Here is a 21425-nt window from a genome sequence, read left to right on the forward strand (position 1 = left end):
TACGAAGGAGCATAGGAGATAAAAGGGACAAGATGACCAGGGAAGACGTGCCAGTCTGCCCCAATTTGCCCCTTCCGGGTCCACTACCCGGCTTCGTAGGTCACAGCTTTGCCAGGGCATTTTGCGACCGCTAAGAATTGCGTTGTCGCTCAGCGCCGCGGGTTCCACTCCGCGGCGTTTGTTCCGGAAACACACAGTCCCCCACCGGGACGAAGAGCGACCTCCGCGCTATTCGAAGAGGTCCATCAGTCATGCCCAAGAACATCAACACTCCTGGTCATCGTCCGACGCTGACCAAGCTCCACAAGCTCTCGATCGCCGGTGTGGCCACCCTCGGTGCCGCCGCCCTCGCGTTCTCCCTGGTGCCGGGCAACTCGCACACCACCACGGACGACGCCGCCGCCCCCACGGCACAGGTCGCCTACAGCGAGCACCAGATCAAGGACGTCAAGGCCGGCGTCACCGGCCCGCTGGCCGGCGCCGACCTGAAGGCGCAGGCCATCGCGGCGAAGCAGAAGGCCGCGACCGGCTCCGCGGCCGCGGCGAAGAAGAAGGCCGCCGACGCGGTGGCCGCCAAGAAGAAGGCCGCTGCGCAGGCCGCCGCGAAGAAGAAGACCGCCGCCCAGGCCGCCGCGAAGAAGAAGGCCGCCGCGGCGCACGCCAAGGCCGCCGTCGCCAGCCGCTCCACGCAGCGCATCAAGCTCGAGACGGTCGCCGCGAAGACGTACGCCAACAACCTCGACGGCTGGATCCGCCAGTCCCTCGACATCCTGAAGGCCAAGGGCATCCCCGGCACCTACCAGGGGCTGCACAAGAACATCATGCGTGAGTCCTCGGGCAACCCGATGGCCATCAACGACTGGGACATCAACGCCATCAACGGCATCCCGTCGAAGGGTCTGCTCCAGGTCATCCCGCCGACGTTCAAGGCGTACCACGTGGCCGGTACCTCGTGGAACATCTACGACCCGGTCGCCAACATCACCGCCGCCTGCAACTACGCGGCCGACAAGTACGGTTCCATGGACAACGTGAACAGCGCGTACTGAGGACTCAGCGCGGAGTTCCCCACAGACGCCGAAGGGCGGCACCCCGGTCAGGGGTGCCGCCCTCGCGTCGTTCCCGGGCGTCTACTTGCGCATGACCTCGGGCTCGTGGCGGCGCAGGAAGCGGGCCACGAAGAAGCCGCAGACGACACCGAGGACGATCAGCGCGATCATGTCCACGGTCCAGGCCCCGGCCGTGTGGTTCCACAGCGGGTCCGTGCTCGTCGGGTCGTCCTGGTTCGGGAAGATGTTGTTCAGGTCCAGCGTGGCCCCGGAGGCCGCCACCGCCCAGCGGGCCGGCATCAGGTACGAGAACTGGTTGACACCCACCGTGCCGTTCAGGATGAACAGACAGCCGGTGAAGACGACCTGGACGATCGCGAACATGACCAGGAGCGGCATGGTCTTCTCCGCGGTCTTCACCAGCGAAGAGATGATCAGGCCGAACATCATCGACACGAAGCCCAGAGCCATGATCGGCAGCGTGAGCTCGATCTTGGGCAGGCTCTTGAGGATCAGCCCCTGGGCCGGCACCTCACGGCTGCCGAAGCCGATGGCACCGACCAGAGCGCCCTGCAGCAGGGTGATCACCCCGAGGACGATCACCTTGGACATCAGGTACGCCGAACGCGACAGGCCCGTCGCGCGTTCGCGCTCGTAGATCACCCGTTCCTTGATCAGCTCACGGACCGAGTTGGCGGCGCCCGCGAAGCACGCGCCGACCGCGAGGATCAGCAGCACGGTCGTGGCCGTGCCGTTCGCGACATGGGCACCCGAGGGCAGCACCTTGTCGTTGACCAGCAGCGTCTTGCCGTTGTCGATGAGCAGGCTGACCGAGCCCAGGACGGCCGGCAGGATCACCGTCAGCGCCAGGAAGCCCCTGTCCGACGCGATCACCGATGCGTAGCGGCGGATCAGCGTCATCAGCTGGGAGCCCCAGCTCTGCGGCTTCGGCGGCTTCATCGCCTGCGCGGGCGGCATCTGCGTCGACTGCGGAGCCACCGCGTCGATGTCCGCGGCGTACATCTGGTAATGCTGCGAACCCTTCCAGCGGCCCGCCCAGTCGTAGTCGCGGTAGTTCTCGAACGCGGAGAAGACGTCGGCCCAGGTCTCGTAGCCGAAGAAGTTCAGCGCCTCCTCCGGCGGACCGAAGTAGGCGACGGAGCCGCCGGGCGCCATCACGAGGAGTTTGTCGCAGATCGCCAGCTCGGCCACCGAGTGCGTGACGACGAGGACCGTACGGCCGTCGTCGGCGAGGCCGCGCAGCAGCTGCATGACATCGCGGTCCATGCCCGGGTCGAGACCGGAGGTCGGCTCGTCCAGGAAGATCAGCGACGGCTTGGTGAGCAGCTCCAGGGCCACCGAGACCCGCTTGCGCTGGCCACCGGAGAGGGAGGTGATCTTCTTCTCTTTGTGGATGTCCAGCTTCAGCTCGCGCAGCACCTCGTCTATCCGGGCCTCGCGCTCCTGGCCCGTGGTGTCGGCGGGGAAGCGCAGCTTGGCCGCGTACTTGAGGGCCTTCTTGACGGTCAGCTCCTTGTGCAGGATGTCGTCCTGCGGGACCAGACCGATGCGCTGACGCAGCTCGGCGAACTGCTTGTACAGGTTCCGGTTGTCGTAGAGGACGTCGCCCTGGTTGGCGGGGCGGTAGCCCGTGAGCGCCTTCAGGAGTGTCGACTTGCCGGAACCCGACGGCCCGATGACCGCGACGAGCGACTTCTCGGGTACGCCGAAGGAGACATCCTTGAGGATCTGCTTGCCGCCGTCGACGGTGACCGTCAGATGGCGGGCCGAGAAGGAGACCTCACCGGTGTCGACGAACTCCTCGAGGCGGTCGCCGACCAGACGGAAGGTCGAGTGGCCGACGCCGACGATGTCGTTCGGGCCGAGCAGCGCGGAGCCGCCCTTGGCGATCGGCATACCGTTGACGTACGTGCCGTTGTGCGAGCCGAGATCGCGGATCTCGAAGCGGCCGTCCGGCGTCGCGTGGAACTCGGCGTGGTGGCGGGAGACCTGGAGGTCGGAGACCACCAGTTCGTTCTCCAGCGCACGACCTATGCGCATCACGCGGCCGAGCGAGAACTGGTGGAAGGTCGTCGGGCTGCGGTCGCCGTAGACCGGCGGCGCCCCCGCGCCACCACCAGGTCCCTGCTGCTGCGGAATGCTCGCCGCCTGCTGCGGTTGCTGCACGGGCTCCGACGTCTGCGGCGTCGGCGGCTGAGCCCAGCCGGGGCCCGCACCCTGCGCCGCGAACGGCTGTTGCTGCGGCTGCGCCACCGGGGCCGCGGCACCGGACACGCTCAGCCGCGGTCCGTCGGTCGCGTTGCCGAGGTGCACGGCCGAACCGGGGCCGATCTCCAACTGGTGGATCCGCTGCCCCTGTACGAACGTGCCGTTGGTGCTCCCGTGGTCGTCGATGACCCAACTGCGGCCGTTCCAGCTGATCGTGGCGTGACGCCAGGAGACCCTGGCGTCATCGAGCACGATGTCACCCTGCGGATCACGTCCGAGGGTGTGAGGCCTGGACGCGTCGAGCGTCCAGGTCCGTCCATTCAATTCCAGTACGAGTTCCGGCACTCCAGCCCCACTGAGTTGTCCCCCGAGCTACCCCCATCACAGGGAGTCTAGGGATGTCGAACATCGTGGGGAACTATTTCAGTACAGGCCCCCTGACCGAAAGTCGGGCCTTGTGAACGATGGCCACGGGCGGGTTGCCCGTTCCCGTTGACGGGGTTGAAACCGGCCCGGAGAGTGGTAATCCCACGCGAGGGGGACATTCGCGGGGATCACCGCGGCGCGGATCGGGGGGTCTGGCGATGAGCATCGGGACCATGCACCACGGAGGGAACACCAGGAGTGTGCCGTGGGGGGATGCGCTGTTGTCCGCGATCGCCTCCGTGAGCTGGGCGTTGATCGGCATGGCGGGCACCGCCGCGCTCGGTCTGCACCTGCTCGGGGCGGATGCGACAGCCTCGCTCGGACCCATGACCGCCGCGGTGGTGGCCCTGGGAGCCAACGGTTCGGTGACGCCGTCCGGCAATGTCTCGGCCTTCGGGCTGAAGGGGGCGGAGGCGCACACCGCCATCCAGATCACGCCGCTCGGCGTCGGACTGGTCGGCGCCCTGCTGATGGCGTGGTTCTTCCTACGGTCCTTGCGCGGGGCGGGAGTTGTCATCGCGCCGGCCGAACTCCTGGCGCGGGCGGGCTCGGTGATCGTGCTGTTCGTGGCCACACTGGGCGGGCTCGCCTGGGCCGGACACGACGTCATCACGATCGACGGCGGCAAGCTCGGGCTCGACAAGGTCACGGGCGGTGGCGGCGGGCTCGGCAGCATCACGGACAAACTCCCGGGCGGACTCGGGGATCTCGGCGGTCTGCTGCCCGGCAAGATCGGCGACCTCGTGAAGGCGAAGGCGGCGGTGGGCTTCTCCGTCGACACCGCGCCGACGCTGCTCGGCGGGGCCGCGTGGGCCGCCGGGGTTCTGCTGATCGCACTGCTGGCCTCCCGGCGTACGCCGTTGCCGCGCGGCTGGGACGCCGTGCACCGCACGGTGCGGCCGGCCGCCTCCTCGCTCGTCGCCGTCCTGCTGGTCGCCGTCCTGGCCGGGCTCGCGGCGGCGGCGTACGCGGCGATCGGCGACGCCCACCCGAAGCGGATCGCGGGAGCGGCGCTGCTCGGCGCGCCCAACGGTGTGTGGCTCGGCATCCCCCTCGGGCTCTTCGTCCCGTGGGACGGCAAGGCCACCGGCGAGCTCGCCAAACTGCTCCCCGACCCCCTCGACAGGCTGCTGACCGTCGACACGTCCCGGCCCGTCACACTCGGGCGGCTCGCCGAACTCGACGGGCGCGTATGGCTGTTGGGGGTGGCTGCCGCCCTGATGATGCTGTACGCGGGCGTCCTGACGGCTGCGCGTACGCCATTTGTACGGGCGGGGCACGGCGCCGTTGCGGGAGCGGGGGATGCCTCAGATGTACGGGGCGACAGTGCCGTGCGGTTCGCAGGGCGCTGCGCACTTCGGCTCGGCGTCGTGTCGGCGCTGGCCCTGCCGCTGCTCGCGTGGCTGACGCAGGTGTCGGTGGACGCCTCCCTGTCCGTACTCGGGTTCGACGCGTTCGGGGCGGGGATCGAGTTGCACGGGCGGCTGGGGATGGCGTTGGTGCTGGGTGCTGTCTGGGGGGCGGGGGCCGGTGCCGTGGGGGCGTTGCTGGCTTGTGCGAGTGGGGCTGCGGGGCGGAGGGCTGCCGGGTTGGCACGGGGTGACTTGGGGGGTGGGGTGCTCGGGGGGCCCGGGGAGCTTGGCAGTGCTGGCGCTGGTGCTCGTGTTGATGCTGGTGCTGGCGCCGGGCCGTATCGGCCTCGGGGGTCGTACCGGGCGCCCAACCCCGACACCAATCCGTATCTGAAGGTGCCGGACGAGTTGCGGGAGCCGGCGGATCGGGGGCCGGCACCGAGGAGTTCTCGGGCCCCCGGTGATGTGTACGGGGCGCCTACCGTGGCGGGGCCGATCGGCCCCCCGTCGAAGCGGCGGCAGGACGGGCCGCCACCGCCACCTCCTCCACCGCCGGTTCCGCCCTCGCCGAATGATGGGCCACCACCCCCTCCGCGCAGGCCCCGACGCTGAGGACGCACGGCTGCGCCGATGCGAAACCCAGCCCTCCGGCACTTGAGGAGCGGGCTCCAGGGCGGAGCGCAGATCTAGCCCCTCCGGCGCTTGAGGAACGGGGTCCGGGGCGGAGCCCCAGGGGTGCGGGCAACGGCCGATGCCGGGTGGCGAAGACCAGCCCCTGCGCGTTCGAGGCCCGGGCTCCAGGGCGGAGCGAAGATCTAGCCCCTCCGGCGCTTGAGGAGCGGGGTCCGGGGCGGAGCCCCAGGGGTGCGGGCAACGGCCGATGCCGGGTGGCGAAGACCAGCCCCTGCGCGTTCGAGGCCCGGGCTCCGGGGCGGAGCCCCAGGGGTGCGGGCAACCGGCGGGGCGCGCGACCGGGCGGGGGCGCGGTGTCGTGGGATGTGGCGGACGCACCCGCGCAGCGGGGATGGTCCGTTTGTCACCCGTGTGCCGTTTGGGTGTCACCCAGTGTTCCGTGTCCGCTAGGCGGACCGGGCGGGCGGGAGGCACTGGGTGCCGGATACGGTGGGAACACCATGAGCGCTTCGCAGACCTCTGATGTGCCCACTCTTCTTGTCAAGATCTTCGGCAAGGACCGGCCGGGCATCACCGCCGGACTCTTCGACACCCTCGCCGCCTGGTCCGTCGACGTGGTCGACATCGAGCAGGTCGTCACCCGGGGCCGGATCGTGCTGTGCGCGCTCGTGACCGAGCCGCCCGCCGGCCTCGAAGGTGACCTGCGTGCCACCGTCCACAGCTGGGCGGAATCGATGAAGATGCAGGCGGAGATCATCTCCGGCCTCGGTGACAACCGCCCGCGCGGATCCGGACGTTCGCTGGTCACCGTGCTCGGGCATCCCCTCACCGCGGAGTCGACAGCCGCCATCGCCGCGCGGATCACGAAGACCGGCGGCAACATCGACCGTATCTTCCGGCTGGCCAAGTACCCGGTGACCGCGGTCGAGTTCGCCGTGTCCGGTACGGAGACCGAGGCACTGCGCACCGCGCTGGTGACCGAGGCCTCGGCACTCGGTGTGGACATCGCGGTGGTGGCCGCGGGCCTGCACCGGCGGGCCCAGCGGCTTGTCGTGATGGACGTGGACTCCACGCTCATCCAGGACGAGGTGATCGAGCTCTTCGCCGCGCACGCCGGGTGCGAGGACGAGGTCGCCGGGGTCACGGCCGCCGCGATGCGGGGCGAGCTGGACTTCGAGCAGTCCCTGCACGCGCGCGTGGCGCTCCTCGAAGGACTGGACGCGTCGGTGGTGCAGAAGGTGCGTGAGGAAGTGCGGCTGACGCCGGGCGCGCGCACCCTGATTCGTACGCTGAAGCGACTCGGCTTCCAAGTCGGTGTCGTCTCCGGCGGATTCACGCAGGTGACCGACGACCTGAAGGAGCGGCTCGGGCTCGACTTCGCCCAGGCCAACACACTGGAGATCGTCGACGGAAAGCTGACCGGCCGGGTCACCGGGGAGATCGTGGACCGGGCGGGCAAGGCACGGCTGCTGCGCCGGTTCGCCGCCGAGGCCGGGGTTCCGCTGGCCCAGACCGTGGCGATCGGTGACGGCGCCAACGACCTCGACATGCTCAACGCCGCGGGCCTCGGGGTCGCGTTCAACGCCAAGCCGGTCGTACGCCAGGCCGCGCACACCGCGGTGAACTTCCCGTTCCTCGACACGGTCCTCTACCTGCTGGGTGTCACCCGCGAAGAGGTCGAGGCCGCGGACATGCATGAGGACGACAACGCTCACTGAGTGACGTCCCTACGACGGACGGGGCCCGGCAGCGCCACGGTGCCGGGCCCCGTCCGTCGTAGGGGTGGGTTCACTCCGTCGGAGCCCAGTAGTCGGTCAGGGCAGCCGATCCGGGCTCCAGGGACTTCCAGGGGCCGTCGAAAGAGAGCACCGCGAAGGCGGCGGTGTGGAAACCGTGGGCGTTCATACGCGTGCGGGTGTCGTCCTCGGCCCGGCCCGCCAGGACGTCGGCGAGGCCCTGCACACCCGGGTTGTGACCGATCAGGATCACGTTGTGCGCGTCGTCCGGGGTTTCGTTGAGCACGGCGATCAGCTCGCCGGGCGAGGCTTCGTAGAGCCGCTCCTCATAGACCGTTTTCGGCCGGTGCGGGAGCTCCTGGACGGCATGCTTCCACGTCTCGCGGGTCCGAATCGCGGTGGAGCAAAGGGCCAGGTCCAAGGGGATGCCGGTGTCGGCCAGCCTGCGTCCGGCGACGGCGGCGTCCATGCGGCCCCGGTCGGCGAGCGGCCGCTCATGGTCGGAGATCTGCGGCCAGTCGGCTTTCGCATGCCGGAAGAGGACAATCCTGCGGGGTTCTGCGACGCTCATGCGTCCCAGCTTCGCACGAAACATGCCATGGGGCGCAGGGAGTTGATGCGGTCCCCCGGCGGGGGTGATGCCTTGCCCCGTCAGGGGTGATGCCGTGCCCCTTGAAAGGTCGAACGGCCTCCCCGGGTTGCGGGTGGCGTCCGTCTGTGTGGCATGCGCGATGCGGGATGGCTCGATTGGGGCGGTTGCGGTGGGACGGACCGCTCTATGGCGGGAGCAGGGTGGCAAGGGTGGGGACGGCGAGGGCGAAGCTGTGGCAGAGGCTGCCGGGGTGGCATGGGTTGCCGCGGGGCACTGCCTGCCGGGGTGGCATGGGTTACCGCGGGGCACTGCCTGCCGGGGCGGCATGGGTTACCGGGGTTCGACCGGTGGGATGGATCGCCGGTGGTCGCCGATGAGGCGAACGGTGGGGTCCGGGACGCCCGCGTGTGCGGCGGCGGGCGCGGTCTTCGCGGCTCACCGAGCGTTGTGCAGGACCGTCTGCTGAACGCGCTCGAACATGTGAGTGATCGCCGGGTCGCTGCCCGCGGCGTGCGCGTCCGCCGGATTGAGGATCATGAGCAGCAGGGTGATGAAGGCGAGCGTGGGCAGGGCGAGGGCCCACCAGGGCAGTCGGATGTCCACGCGGCCCGTGGTCGCCGGGTGGGGCCGGGTGTGCGTATGGGCCGACATGCCGCCTCCGTGAGTCTTCGAGTGGTCCCTGGGCCGCGTCTCGCGGTCACAACTCGAAGTTACGGACTCGGCGGCCCCCAACCCATCCGGTGATCCACCCACTTGACCCTGACACTCACCCCCTAGGGGATGGGGGGTTAGCCCTACCGTTCCTCAAGACTGAGCGGGAGTGAGCCCATTCAGCCGCACGCCCCGAACGGTCTTGAGCGTACTGGTCCCCGGCGTACTCAACCCCGGGGCGGCGACACACGTCCTGTGCGTGGTCCGATCGCGCCTCGCGTGCCCTCCCTGGCGAGCAGTTGCCAACACCCGGGCCCGCGGGTGATCAGGCGTCGGGGACGGCGCGTCCTGGAGGGGTGAGCGGGGTGCTACGGCGCCGGTGCGGCGGCGGTCAGCGTGAGGCCGTAGGTCGCGGGACTCCGCTGTTCACGGGGACGCGACGCTCGCGATGATGCCGATGATCACCGTGATGGCCAGCATCGCGCCGAGCACGAGCAGCAGCTTCTTCTGGCCGTTCTGGGGGTTCGGGTCGAGGACAGGCATGCCGCCAGTCTCGCACCCTTCGTCGGCCCTGCCGCCGCCGGGGCCCGTTTCCCGGGAACCGGGTCATCGGGGGTCATTGGCAGTCATCGGGGGTCATCGGGGGTCATCGGGGGTCATCGGGCAGCCTCGTCCTCCACCGTGCGGTTGCGGCCCGCCAGGATGCCTACGCCGATCTGCGGAACCATCAGCCCGGCCATCATCGCGAGCGGCAGGCCCCAGCCGCCGCTTTGCTGGTAGAGCACACCCACGAGCAGCGGGCCCGGGATCGAGAGCAGATAGCCCGTGCTCTGGGCGAACGCCGACAGCTTGGCGACACCGGCGCCGGTCCGGGCCCGCATGCCGACCATGGTGAGGGCCAACGGAAAGGCGCAGTTGGAGATGCCGAGCAGCAGGGCCCAGGCCCAGGCGCCCGCCGCCGGGGCCAGATAGAGGCCCGCGTATCCGGCGAGTCCGCAGAGGCCGAGGGCGACCACTATGGGCCCCTGGTGGGGCAGACGGGTGGCGAGGCGCGGGATGACGAAGGCCAGCGGCACACCCATCACCATGGTGACGGCGAGGAGCAGTCCGGCGGTGCCCGCGGCGACGCCCGCGTCGCGGAAGATCTGCGCCATCCAGCCCATCGTGATGTAGGCGGCGGTGGCCTGGAGGCCGAAGAAGACGGCGAGCGCCCAGGCCGTACGGCTGCGGGTGATGCGCAGTCCGTCGGGCTCGTGCCGGGTGGCGACGGCAGCAGCGGGGCCGCCGTCACCGGTGCGGGCGGGAGCGGCAGCAGCAGGCTTACGGTCACCGGTACGAACTGTGTCGGCGGCGGGCCCACGGCCACCGGTACGGGTTGCGACAGCAGTGGCGGGCCCACCGTCACCGGTGCGGGAACCGGTGCCCCGCGCGCGTGCCAGCAGAACCCACGGGAGGACGGCCGCGGCCGCGAGCCCCGCCCACACCACGAGACCGGACTGCCAGCTGCCTCCGAGGGCGTCGGTCATGGGGACGGTCACCGCGGCGGCGGCCGAGGTGCCGAGCGCGAGGGCCATCGAGTAGAGGCCCGTCATGGAGCCGACCTTGTCGGGGAACCAGCGCTTGACGATCACCGGCATCAGGACGTTGCTGACGGCGATGCCCATGAGCGCGAGCGCGCTGGCGGTCAGGAAGCCGGCCGTACCGCCGAGGTACGGGCGCACGGCCAGGCCCGTCGTGATGGCGACCATGCCCGCGCAGACGACGGCGCCGGGCCCGAAGCGTCGGGCGAGCCGCGGTGCCATCACGCCGAAGACGGCGAAGCACAGAGGCGGTACCGAGGTGAGCAGTCCGGCGACGCTGCCGCTCATGCCGAGGCCGTCGCGCACCTCTTCGAGGAGGGCACCGAGGCTGGTGATGGCCGGGCGCAGGTTGAGCGCGGCGAGGACGATGCCGACGACCACGAGTCGCGTCGTCCACGCGCGCGTGGCGGGCGATTCGGGTGCCGTTTCGGGTGCCGTGCTCTCGGTGGAGCGGCGTGTCGCTGGGGACGTCATCGTCGTCCGGGTCTCCTCGGTGGCCATGCCACCCATCATAGAATCATGGGATGATTGGCTGTCCAATCTCGCTGCGTTAATCTCCGGAGCCTCCGGCCCCGCGCGAACGATCACACCCGGGCCCGTACGAAGGACCGTCATGCCGCTGCGCCATCCCCGCCGTTCGGCCCTGTCCGAGCAGGTCATCGCCGAGCTGCGGAACCAGATCACCTCGGGCGAGTGGCCGGTGGGCTCCCGTATCCCGACCGAGCCGGAGCTCGTCGACCAGCTCGGCGTCGCCCGCAACACCGTGCGCGAGGCCGTCCGGGCGCTCGCCCACAACGGGCTGCTGGACATCCGGCAGGGCTCAGGAACGTATGTCGTGGCGACCAGCGAGCTGGCGGGAGTGATGCACCGCCGGTTCGCGGACGCCGACCCGCGGCACATCGCCGAACTGCGTTCCACGCTGGAGTCGAGCGCCGCCAGGCTGGCCGCCGAGCGGCGCACCGAGCGCGATCTCAAGCAGCTGGACGCACTCCTCGTACGCCGGGAGGAGGCCTGGGAATCGGGCGACGCGGAGGCCTTCGTGGCGGCCGACGCGACTTTCCATCTGGCGGTGGTGGCCGCGTCGCGCAACGACGTCATGACGGCGATGTACGCGGATCTGGGCGAGGTGCTGCGCGACTGGCTGCGTGAGGACGTCGGCAAGGAGCTGACGCCGGAGACGTACATGGACCACGCCCGGCTCGTCGACGCGATCAGGACGGGCGACGCGGAGGCCGCCGCCTCCGAGGCCGCGAGCTATCCGTTCCAGTGCCGCCCCGGCCGGCCGGGGGGCCAGGGGTAGGCGCGGGCACCCGGTCGCCGGGGGGGCCGGACGGATCTTGACCGGCAGGCGCCGGACCCGGCGGCCGGAAGGCACAACCCCCGGCTACCGGGAAGGCCGGAGGGCACAACCGGCAGGCACGGCCCGAAGCGGCCCGCAGGCGCCGGACCCGGCGGCCGGAAGGCACGGCCCCCGGCTACCGGGAAGGCCGAAGGGCACAAGCGGCAGGCCGCGGGCACGGCCCGGCGGCCAGTAGGCGCGGGCACCGGGACCCAGTCGGCCGGCAGGCGCAGGCACCGGACCCAGGCGGCCGGACTTCACGGCGACCCTCGCGTGCCTGCACCGGCGGCCGAGCGCGCCGGACCTCATGTCCCGTGGGTGATCCAGACCGTGCGGACCTCCTTCCAGCAGCGGCCTGTCAGCCTGACCGTCATCGCGGGTCCCACGTCGACGGGGGCGCTGTCGCTGTCGATGTCCCACCAGCGGGCGCACTCGACGTGCAGACGGACGCGGTCGGTGCCCACATAGGGGTTGTGGCAGTACGCGACGACATGGGAGCCGGTGACGGTGGTCCGGCACTCGGCGCCGAACGGCTGGGGTGCGGCGGGCCCCCGGGACCCCGCGCTCGCGCCCTCCAGGCGCGGGTGGGGCATCGCGTCGTACGGCACGGCCATCACCAGAGCGACGGCGGCGAACACCGGGGCAAAGCGGCGGGACAGGCGCACAAGGGGACCTCCTCGGCCGTACGGCTGCGGGGCGGTGCGTTCTCCCAGCGTGCGGGTCACGAGGTCCGGGCCGCCCGGTCGAATGGGCCGAACGGGCGACGCCCCGCTCCCCGCGCGCTGCGGGAAACGGGGCGTCAATGCCGTGCGTAAGCGTTTACGCGCCGATGGCGTGCAGACCGCCGTCCACGTGGATGATCTCGCCCGTGGTCTTCGGGAACCAGTCGCTCAGGAGAGCGACGACACCGCGGCCGGCCGGCTCGGGGTCCTTGAGGTCCCACTCCAGGGGCGCGCGCGAGTCCCACACGGCGGCGAGCTCGCTGAAGCCCGGGATGGACTTGGCGGCCATGGAGCCGATCGGGCCCGCCGAGACGAGGTTGCAGCGGATGTTCTGCTTGCCCAGGTCGCGCGCCATGTAGCGGCTGGTGGCCTCCAGGGCGGCCTTGGCCGGGCCCATCCAGTCGTACTGCGGCCAGGCGAACGAGGCGTCGAAGGTGAGACCGACGACCGAGCCGCCGTTCTGCATCAGCGGCAGGCAGGCCATGGTCAGCGACTTCAGGGAGAACGCCGAGACGTGCATGGCCGTGGCGACCGACTCGAACGGCGTGTTGAGGAAGTTGCCGCCGAGGGCGTCCTGCGGCGCGAAGCCGATGGAGTGCACGACGCCGTCGAGGCCGCCCAGCTCCTCGCCGACGATGTCGGCGAGACGCGCCAGGTGCTCTTCGTTGGTGACGTCGAGCTCGATGACCTTGGTGGGCTTCGGCAGCTTCCTGGCGATGCGCTCGGTCAGCGTCGGCCGCGGGAACGCGGTCAGGATGATCTCGGCACCCTGCTCCTGGGCCAGCTTGGCGGTGTGGAAGGCGATGGAGGACTCCATCAGCACACCGGTGATCAGGACGCGCTTGCCCTCAAGAATTCCGCTCATGGTGATCAGTGACCCATTCCCAGTCCGCCGTCAACCGGGATGACGGCTCCAGTGATGTACGAGGCGTCGTCCGAGGCGAGGAACCGCACCGTCGCGGCGATCTCCTCGGGCTGCGCGTAGCGGCCCAGCGGTACCTGCGACACGATGTTCGCGCGCTGCTCCTCGGTGAGCGACTGCGTCATGTCGGTGTCGACGAAGCCGGGCGCGACGACGTTGAAGGTGAGGTTGCGCGAGCCGAGCTCCCGGGCGAGCGAACGCGCGAAGCCGACCAGGGCGGCCTTGGACGCGGCGTAGTTCGACTGGCCCGCCGAGCCGAGCAGCCCGACGACCGACGAGATCAGCACGACGCGGCCCTTCTTGGCCCGCAGCATGCCGCGGTTGGCGCGCTTGACGACGCGGAAGGCGCCGGTGAGGTTCGTGTCGATGACCGAGGTGAAGTCCTCCTCGGACATCCGCATGAGCAGCTGGTCCTTGGTGACGCCGGCGTTGGCGACCAGGACCTCGACCGGGCCGTGCACGGCCTCGATCTCCTTGTAGGCCTGCTCCACCTGCTCGGTGTCGGTGATGTCGCACTTGACCGCCAGGCACCCCAATTCCGTCAGGGCGGCCGGCGGCTCACCGGACCGGTACGTGATGGCGACCTTGTCGCCTGCGTCGGCGAATGCGCGGGCGATGGCGAGGCCGATGCCCCGGTTGCCTCCGGTGACGAGAACCGAGCGGCTCAACGGATCACCCTTTCGTTATCGGACTGAAACCCCTGCAATACAGGCGCCTTCCTCGAAAACCTATCGGTCCGCCCGGCCTCCGAGAGAATCGGGCACCGACAGTGGCACGCTGCCACTCCTGTCGGGTCTCTACAGTTGCACCCAGCGTCGGTGGGCAAGAGCCAGCTCGTCGCACAACGCGCCGAGAGTGGCGTCGTGCAGGGCGCCCCGGTGCGCAAGGATGTTCCTGACCTTCACAAGTTCCTTCAGGAGACGCAGTTCCTCATCGGGGAGGGCCAGTGCGCCCGCGTAGCACGCGGTGAGCAGGGCTCCGACCTCAAGTTGTTCGAAAGCCTTCTCCGGGTGCGTCCGGTAGTTTGCGGGCGGTCGCTCGGCGTACGCCTCCACCATGGCTTCAAGGGGCCGGGACGCGTATCGAATACCCAGGCGCGCCAACCGTTCACGCGTGTCCTCGACCCACGGGAACAGCACGCGCTGCTGGGCCTGACCCACCAGAAGCTGGAGCTCGGTCGTCGCTTCCGAAGCGCCCTCGGCGTACCAGGCAGCTGGATGGCGCCGCAGCCTGCCCTCCCAGGACTGCACGAGACCAAGGGCCCAGGCCGACCGTATCCGTGAACCCGGGCGCCTCTGCGTTCCGGCTTCAAGAGCCGCTCGTGGGCAGGCACCGACGCGATCGATCATGTCGCCGTCCAGGCAGGACCTCAGAACGAAGCCGAGCCGGTCCGCCTTACCGTCCCAGGCCCCGGCCAACCGCCGGGCAAGCACCAGGTCGAACGCCGCAAGCTCCGTCACAACCTCTTCCCGTACGGCGGCGAGTACACGCCGCCTGACGGTGCCCGCAGGGCCACGCTCGCGGTCTGCCGCCACCACCGTCGCGGTGTCCAGGCGCCCGATCGTGCCCCACCACCAGTGCACGGCCGAGGTCGCGATGTCCCGATCCAGCTCGTTGATGAGCGCCGCCGGGACGTCACCCAGCCGGGCCACGACGAGCAGTCGCGGACGTGCCTGCGGTGGCAGGCCCGCATCCTTGACCGCGGCGGACAGGGAATGGAAGAGCCGCTGGACGGCCCCGCCCCGGACGACAGCGACGCCGAGGCCCTGCCCGGCGTCGTCCGGCTCCGCCCAGGCCCGGAGGCCGATCACCGGCCGCCACCTCTGACCGGGATCCGAGAGCTGTGTGACGACCTCGCTCGGACCTACGGCCAGTTCCTTCCCGAGCCTCTCGAAGAGTTCCGGCACAGCACGGTCGCGTACAGCGGGACCCGCGGTGCGCACCGGGCCGGTGCCGGACCAGCCGATGTCGAAGCCGTCGTCGAAGTCGAGGTCCGGGAGATCGCCCCAGGCCTCGCCGTCGTCCGGGGTCCACGGCGCCTCACCCGATGCGACGGCCTGGCCCACCGCTGCTTGCAGGCCGGGGCCTCGGGGAGCGGGCACGGCCAGCACGGTCGGCGGGGACACATCCAGCCGGTCGGGCATGCTGTGCAGCACGGTCCGGAACAGCTCCTCCGCCTGCCCGGTGTCGACCAGTTGGTCAGGCAGCAGCCACAGGCAGTTCAGGCCCGCCGTCAGATCAGCAGCGATGTCGCCGACCTGGGCCCTGACCCCGGGCAGGTCGAGGAGCGCCGGACGAGGCAGCTCCACGGTCACTCGAGTTCCGCGGCTCGCGTGCGCACGGCCCGGAAGGTCACGGGGTCCAGAGCCATTCCCCCGTCCGTCTCGTCGACGACACCGAGCTGGTCCAGATGGACCAGCCACTCCCGGGTCTCCTCCTGGCCAAGGCCGGTGGCCGCCTCCACGTCGTCGACGGGGACGCCCTGCCCTTCCTCGACATATTCGGTCCATGAGGCGAGCAGAGAGATGTCTCTCGCGCCCAGGCCGGACTGCTTGAGGTGTGCCTCCGCATTCGCCGGTTTGGCGGTCATGGCGCGAATGTGGTCCAGGGCGTCGTCGAGCGTCGCTCCTCGCAGCGAGACATCGGCGACCGCGACCTCCGTCCAGTGGGGCCATCCAGACGTCGCGTGCGTCAGCCGGTGGCGGTCTTCACGCGAGACGAAGGGGCATTCGGGCCATGCTCGCAGGGAGTCCGCGGTCCAGCGACGCGGCTGCAGGATCCGCATGCGCAGACGCCGTCCCTCGTCAGTTGCACGCACGGACGCGACCGCTTCGGCATCGGCGACGACAAGGATCGAACGACTCTGCTTGTTCTTTCGGCCTTCGTTCTGCGGCACGTGCTTCTCGGCGGCTGGGCCGGCGAGTTCGACGCAGCGCCGCAACTCGTCCGCCAGTTCGTCCGCCGTCATGCCCCGGAGATCAGCCAAAATCACATGCGCCGTACGCAGGCGGGCAGTCGCCGCCGTGAGGACGTCGGTCAGGCCCTCCCCGCGGTTTGCGCGGACCACCTTCACACCGCGTCCCTCGGCGAACGCGGAAACGGCCTGAAGGACCAGTTCCGGGCGGTACAAGTCAGTCGTGGACACCACCGACACTCCCGGCTGGGCGGCCTCGTGGAGCTGTCCCTCCGTCAGCGGGCTGTAGCGCTGGACGCCGCTGTTGCGGTCTCGGCCGAGTACGCGCCGGGCCGCACGCGGGTTGTAGTCGTACGGAAGGCCGAACTCCGTTTCGTGGAGCTCAAGTTCCAGCTCCTCGCGGGTGCCGAGCATATTGACGACGTTCGGGCTCCGCACCGCGAAACGGGCCCGGTCACCCAAGCGGATCAGCAGGCCGAGTCCGGCCATCTCCGTGAGGTAGATCTCGGCCTGCTGCACCCCGCATTCCTCAAAGCCTTCCGGCCAGGCCTCGCGAGCCAGGTCGAGCAGTTCCTTGGCGCTGTAGTCGCCGCGGTAGCCGTCCTCCAAGCTCTCCAGAGCTATGACCAGCGCGAGCACCCGGTAGCGGTCCTCCAGGTTGATCGTGAACCTCAACCGCTCGGCGATCCGGCGGCGCAACGTCTCGGACGCCGCGACCTCCTGCACGTCGCGCTCGGAGATCGCCGTGGCGCGACCCGTCGCAAGGTAGGAACGCGAATGGAGCGTACGAACCAGCTCGCTGCAGAAGATCTGTACCAGATTGGCCTGGTAGTTGGTGATGGCAAGGATCCGCCAAACCAGTTCCGGTCGCTCGAACACATAGCCCAGCGCCGCCATCGGCTCCGTGACGAGCCGGAGAGCAGCCTGCTGCTTCAGCGGGCCCACGAGGACGTCGGGACCACCATGCGCCGTCGAGACATTGGAAAGCGCGCCGAACCGCTGCACCTGGTGGAGCCCGGCGAAAACAATCTTGAACCGGCGCTCCGAGTGCTCCATGAGTTGTTGAAAGCGTTTGACATTCGGGAACGTCGACTCGCCACCCGCCCGGAACGTCCTTCGCGAGTCGGCCGTCAGGAAGGCGTCCGCCTCGTCCGCGAGTACCAGCAGGCGCCGCGACTGGTCCGCGTCGAGCCAGTCGGTGAGCCGGCGCACGATCACGTCCGGACCGGCTTGCTCCGGAACCTTGTTGCCGAAAACGCCCCGGCGCTTCAGTTCCTCCGCAAGGAGACTCCAGATCTTGTCAGGCGCCTCGGCCTGGCCGATCTCCGCCTTCAGCAGGTCGAGGTAGACAGCTACGTAACTGTCCGAACGGCTCGGGAAGATCCTGGCCACCCGGCGCAGCAGAGCGGACTTACCAAGTTGCCGACCGCCATAGAGGAAAAGACCGCCATGGGGGTCCATGACCTCTCGCATCTCCTCGTCCCGGCCGTAGAAGACCTCTGGAGGAACCAGCCCCGCGACGAAGGGCGTGTACGGGTTGTACGCCGCCCAGGGCAAGGTGACACGCTGGAGAACCCGGAAGCTGCCCGGGGCACGGGCAGCCATCCAGCCCATCACGGCCGGATCCACCACCAGCGCCTGCTGCGCTCCCGCGCGTGCGGTATCCGCCAAGCGGCGCCGCCCTTCGGCGCCCAGCGGGTGGAGGTACAGCACGATGTTGGCGTCGACATCGGCGTCTTCCAGGTGGGCGAGCGGGCCGTTCGCCCGCTGCTCCTCCCAGATCAGCTGGACGGTGTACGAAGTGGCCTGGGAACCCAGCGCGGCAACGTATCCGATGCGCTCGGCCACCCTGGCCCGCACCTTGAACCTGCGCACCCCCTGTGTCCGGGTTTCCACCGCAGGCTGCCCACTGGGCTCCAGGCCGAGCAGCCGCAGCACCCGCGGGAGGTGCTGCTGCCATTCGCTGTTGCGTCCGTGTCGGGTGCACAACGCCTTCCAAGAGCGCAGCCCGAGATCCGCTGCCTCCGTCAACTGGGCGCCCGAGCCATAGCGGGCGACCCACCAGTCGGCGTCGACGCCGTCACCGCCCGGCTGTGGAACACCGGGGCCGGTAAGGCCACCGAGGAAGTCGGAGAGTTCCTCCACGTCGTCCTCGGGCCGTTCCGGCAGTTGCTGGCCACCACGTGCGAGGGCCAGGAACTCCTCGGCAGTCACCGTGTCGCCCTCGGTGATGAGCCTGGCGATCCGGTCGTAGTCCGACGGGTCGAGTATGCCCTTCGGAGCGACCCGGAGCTGTTCCAGTTCCTGGCGCTGCCTGCGAGTGGACTTTTGCACCAGGTGCGACAGCTCCTGTCCGAGCTCCTCGAGTCGGTCCGTCGCATAGCGGTAGCGGCCGGCCTGCTCGCCGTCGGCGAACTCCTGAAGTCGGCCCGTGAAGTCCCGCTCTTGGTCGGGTGCGAGCAAATTGAGCGTGCGCATCTGGGCGAGCAGGCTCGCCGCCTCGGCGTGGCGCCGCCGCAAGGTTTCCCGCCAGTGCTCCTGTGCCTGCTGGACGCGCCGCTCAGCCCCCTCGGCCCACTCCGCGTCCAGGGTGCCGTAGCCGGTCGGGTCCTGTCGCACGGCGTCGACGAGCGCACGCGCGATGTGGAGGTCACCCCGTGCGATGTAGCCGCGCAGGGCGTGCTCCGCCTCCGGAGGCGCCATGAGCGCCGCCATACGACGGGCGGTACGCGGATCATCCAGATCCGGCATTCCGACGCTGTCACGTGGCAAGTCGGACAGACAGAGGAGGCAGTCAGTGGCAGGAGGAGCACCGTCCTCGCCATCACTGGGCTGGTTCTCGGCTGTCGAATGCCGCATCTCGCCTTCGATCCAGCGGAGGAGCAGTTCCAGGGACGCGCCGCCCACACCGGGCGGTGGCGGAACGTCCCGCAGCCCTCGGCGCACTGACGCCAAGTCGGGGATGCCGGGCTGTGAGAGCCCGGTCGGGTGCAGCAGATTGGCCGCCACCGCGTCCGCCTTGGTCAGGACATCCGCCACCGACCGGCAGGCCGCGTGCAACTGGCGCAGGGCGCCTGCGGTGATCGGTTCCTTGGCCTGCTTGGGGGTACGAAACCTGCTGTCCGTCTGCTCGATCAGCCGGTCCACATGATCGGCGTTGCGCAAATGCTCGATCCTGGCCCGGAATTCAGTGGCGGGGAGGGGACCACCGTCGACCCATTGGATGACGTCGCGCAGAGCCAGGCCAAGTTCTCCACTCGGTCCGACCATGTCTTGCAGAACGCGGGTGGCACGCTGGTACTTCGTCTTGCGACGGGACAGGATCTCGAGCAACTGGTTTGCTTCCGTGCGGAGTTCATCACGGAGGTCGTGGTCCCGCTGTGCGTCGTCGGTGTAGTGGACGCCGGGGTCGAAGGCGCGACCGTTGCGGACAGCCGCCACGAGCACGGTGAGCAACTCCTGCCAAGGCTCTGCCAACCCGACCGGCGGCGAGTAGTCACTGACGAGCACGTGCGGCCAGCACGCGGTCAATCCCGCACGCAGCGCAGCGACGAAAGCCACGAGATAGGCGTCACGATCCTGGGCGAGCCGAGCCGGGTCGAGGTCATGCGTGATCTGCACGTCCGTGGCATGCGACTCCGTCACACACTCGAAGGCCGCAGCCGCGAACGCCAGCGATCGTGCGCGCACGTCGGGTTCGGCGGACGCCTGGGTCATCCAGTAGGCCTCGACCAGCCGACCGGACCGTACGAGCGCGGCGACCGGTGGCTCCTTGCCGGTCTCCCAGGGGGCACGTACGTCCCAGTCGGCGTCCGCAACCGACACGGGCCACGGTTCCTGCTCCGTCCCCGAAGGACTCACCACATCCGCGATGGCTCCAGGGCTGCCGGCGGAGGGAACGTCCGGGTTCTCGCCGGGTGCGTCGTCCAGCGCAACGGGGGAAGCAGGCTCCATGGCGAAGGTGTCGTGCGACTCGGGCTGCGGCTCCACGGCCAAAGGCGCCGTCGGAGAGCTCGGTGCCGCCTCGTCCGCATCCGACGTCGCTTCGGTGGCCTGCGACTGCGTCTCCGTCACGGTCGGCGAGGTGTCGAGGGCGGTGTCCGCCGGCGCTTCCGGAGCGTCGTCGCCGGTCTCCACCTCGGCGCCGGGGGATGACGAGTCGGCGGGCGCGCCCGCCTCAACAGGCGAAGCGGCTCCGGCCAGGTTCGGAACGAGGGCGTCCGCGTCGGGCCTGAACTCAACGGGCATCGTCCCCTCGGGCACGGACCCGCCGTCCCCGAGGGACCTCTCGACTTCCTCGATCTGCGCCTGCAGCCGGTCGCGCAACATGGTGAGCGTCGCCGTCTCGTCCGGATCCATGGCAGCTTCGATCAAGGCACCGTACGAATCAGCCCTCTCCCGCAGCGCGGCGAGTTCCGCCCGGGACCTGTCCAGCCGGGCGCGCTCCTCGGCCAGCCAGGTGTAGTCGGACTCGTGCGACCAGTCGACTCCCTCGTCGGCGCAACAATCGGCCGCACGATCCCGCAGCGCGGCCCACGCTCCCGCCATGTCCGTCAGATCACGCGCGGCCGAGGGGAGTCGACCCGACTCCACCGCGTCGGCGGCACCGCGCAGTATGACAGTCAACCGGCGGCCGGATTCCGCGAGTTCAGTGAGCAGACCTTCCAGTGTCGACCTCTGATCGGCCCCAGTCTCCACTATCGAACCCTCTCCCACGTCTCTCGCTTCACGGACCCCGCCATCAGCGCCGTGGTGTCCTGCTGCTGTCACGGCACTCCTGACGATCTCGGCGGGATCGGGCGGCGGCGAGCGATCGGCCGCTCGGCGCAAGGCATCCTCGTGGTCCTGGGCCATCTGGACGGTCGGCGTGCTCCGTATGTCAGGAGAGAGCAGTCCGTACAGTGCGCAGTTGGCGATCGACGGCTCAAGAATCCACAGCAGGGCCTCGAGTTGTTCGAGCGTCGGCTCGTCCACCAGGTCCTCGGGGCAGCGAAGGTCCTCGATCAGCGCACGACGCGCCCACGTCAGGCCACAGGCAGCGGCCGATTGCAGCTGCGGTTGTCTCGCTCTGGTGGTCCACACCCGGAAGGCATTGACGTCACGGCGGATGACCGGCATGCGGTTGCGGGCGGCGTGTCCGCGTCCACAGGACTGGTGGCGCAGACAATGATGCACCGTCAACAGGCTGCGAATATCTGACTCGTCCAGCGACGAGAGCCAGGTACGAAAATCACTCCCCCACCCCTGCATGGCGTCATCATGCCACCGCGTCTTCACCTT

At 69.7% G+C, this 21425-nt stretch carries 14 protein-coding genes; 4 read left to right on the forward strand and 10 right to left on the reverse strand.

The annotated features are described in order from the left end of the window. Positions 1 to 251 precede the first annotated feature (251 nt). A complete protein-coding gene (locus tag ACFYR3_RS00100; RefSeq protein ID WP_355843858.1) occupies positions 252 to 1049 on the forward strand; it encodes a transglycosylase SLT domain-containing protein in 798 nt (265 codons plus the stop codon). Between the two features lie 81 nt (positions 1050 to 1130). Here ACFYR3_RS00100 and ACFYR3_RS00105 read toward each other — a convergent pair whose 3' ends face one another. After that, complete coding sequence (locus ACFYR3_RS00105) at positions 1131 to 3623, reverse strand: FHA domain-containing protein (protein WP_355843855.1); 2493 nt, start codon at positions 3621 to 3623, stop codon at positions 1131 to 1133. Positions 3624 to 3862: 239 nt separating this feature from the next. Between ACFYR3_RS00105 and ACFYR3_RS00110 the strand changes: the two genes are divergently transcribed. Together ACFYR3_RS00110 and serB are read left to right on the forward strand one after the other, a co-directional pair. Further along, positions 3863 to 5668: a streptophobe family protein gene (locus ACFYR3_RS00110; RefSeq protein WP_389280771.1), complete on the forward strand. Its 1806-nt coding sequence runs from the start codon at positions 3863 to 3865 to the stop codon at positions 5666 to 5668. Between the two features lie 521 nt (positions 5669 to 6189). Then, positions 6190 to 7407: a phosphoserine phosphatase SerB gene (gene serB, locus ACFYR3_RS00115; RefSeq protein WP_356782493.1), complete on the forward strand. Its 1218-nt coding sequence runs from the start codon at positions 6190 to 6192 to the stop codon at positions 7405 to 7407. A gap of 70 nt (positions 7408 to 7477) precedes the next feature. Here the strand turns inward: serB and ACFYR3_RS00120 are convergent, their stop codons facing one another. From ACFYR3_RS00120 to ACFYR3_RS00135, 4 genes are all read right to left on the reverse strand, one after another. Continuing rightward, complete coding sequence (locus ACFYR3_RS00120) at positions 7478 to 7996, reverse strand: SixA phosphatase family protein (protein ID WP_389280773.1); 519 nt, start codon at positions 7994 to 7996, stop codon at positions 7478 to 7480. A gap of 456 nt (positions 7997 to 8452) precedes the next feature. After that, positions 8453 to 8668, reverse strand: coding sequence for a hypothetical protein (locus tag ACFYR3_RS00125; protein WP_355843843.1), 216 nt, complete (start codon positions 8666 to 8668; stop codon positions 8453 to 8455). A 426-nt stretch (positions 8669 to 9094) separates the two neighbouring features. Beyond that, complete coding sequence (locus ACFYR3_RS00130) at positions 9095 to 9211, reverse strand: SGM_5486 family transporter-associated protein (protein ID WP_326788600.1); 117 nt, start codon at positions 9209 to 9211, stop codon at positions 9095 to 9097. 113 nt (positions 9212 to 9324) lie between these two features. Continuing rightward, entirely contained in the window at positions 9325 to 10761 is a 1437-nt protein-coding gene (locus ACFYR3_RS00135; protein WP_355843840.1) for a CynX/NimT family MFS transporter, read from the reverse strand. Positions 10762 to 10861: 100 nt separating this feature from the next. Here ACFYR3_RS00135 and ACFYR3_RS00140 point away from each other — a divergent pair, with 100 nt between their 5' ends. Beyond that, the gene (locus ACFYR3_RS00140; protein WP_355843837.1) at positions 10862 to 11548 is read left to right on the forward strand and encodes a FadR/GntR family transcriptional regulator; all 687 of its coding nucleotides are present in this window, start codon (positions 10862 to 10864) and stop codon (positions 11546 to 11548) included. 344 nt (positions 11549 to 11892) lie between these two features. On the opposite strand, the gene ACFYR3_RS00145 is transcribed toward ACFYR3_RS00140, so the two are convergent. From ACFYR3_RS00145 to ACFYR3_RS00165, 5 genes are all read right to left on the reverse strand, one after another. Then, positions 11893 to 12252 carry a hypothetical protein gene (locus ACFYR3_RS00145; protein ID WP_355843834.1) on the reverse strand — a complete coding sequence of 120 codons (360 nt, stop codon included), beginning with the start codon at positions 12250 to 12252 and terminating at the stop codon, positions 11893 to 11895. A 154-nt stretch (positions 12253 to 12406) separates the two neighbouring features. Further along, positions 12407 to 13174: an enoyl-ACP reductase FabI gene (fabI, locus tag ACFYR3_RS00150; RefSeq protein ID WP_355843831.1), complete on the reverse strand. Its 768-nt coding sequence runs from the start codon at positions 13172 to 13174 to the stop codon at positions 12407 to 12409. 5 nt (positions 13175 to 13179) lie between these two features. Then, complete coding sequence (gene fabG / locus ACFYR3_RS00155; protein ID WP_355843828.1) at positions 13180 to 13899, reverse strand: 3-oxoacyl-[acyl-carrier-protein] reductase; 720 nt, start codon at positions 13897 to 13899, stop codon at positions 13180 to 13182. 129 nt (positions 13900 to 14028) lie between these two features. Then, complete coding sequence (locus ACFYR3_RS00160) at positions 14029 to 15546, reverse strand: hypothetical protein (RefSeq protein ID WP_389280777.1); 1518 nt, start codon at positions 15544 to 15546, stop codon at positions 14029 to 14031. Continuing rightward, the gene (locus ACFYR3_RS00165; RefSeq protein ID WP_389280779.1) at positions 15543 to 20771 is read right to left on the reverse strand and encodes a hypothetical protein; all 5229 of its coding nucleotides are present in this window, start codon (positions 20769 to 20771) and stop codon (positions 15543 to 15545) included. Before ACFYR3_RS00165 ends, ACFYR3_RS00160 begins: the two co-directional genes overlap by 4 nt. Positions 20772 to 21425: the final 654 nt, after the last annotated feature.

It is taken from the genome of Streptomyces sp. NPDC005784, from assembly GCF_042871525.1.
Taxonomy (GTDB): domain Bacteria; phylum Actinomycetota; class Actinomycetes; order Streptomycetales; family Streptomycetaceae; genus Streptomyces.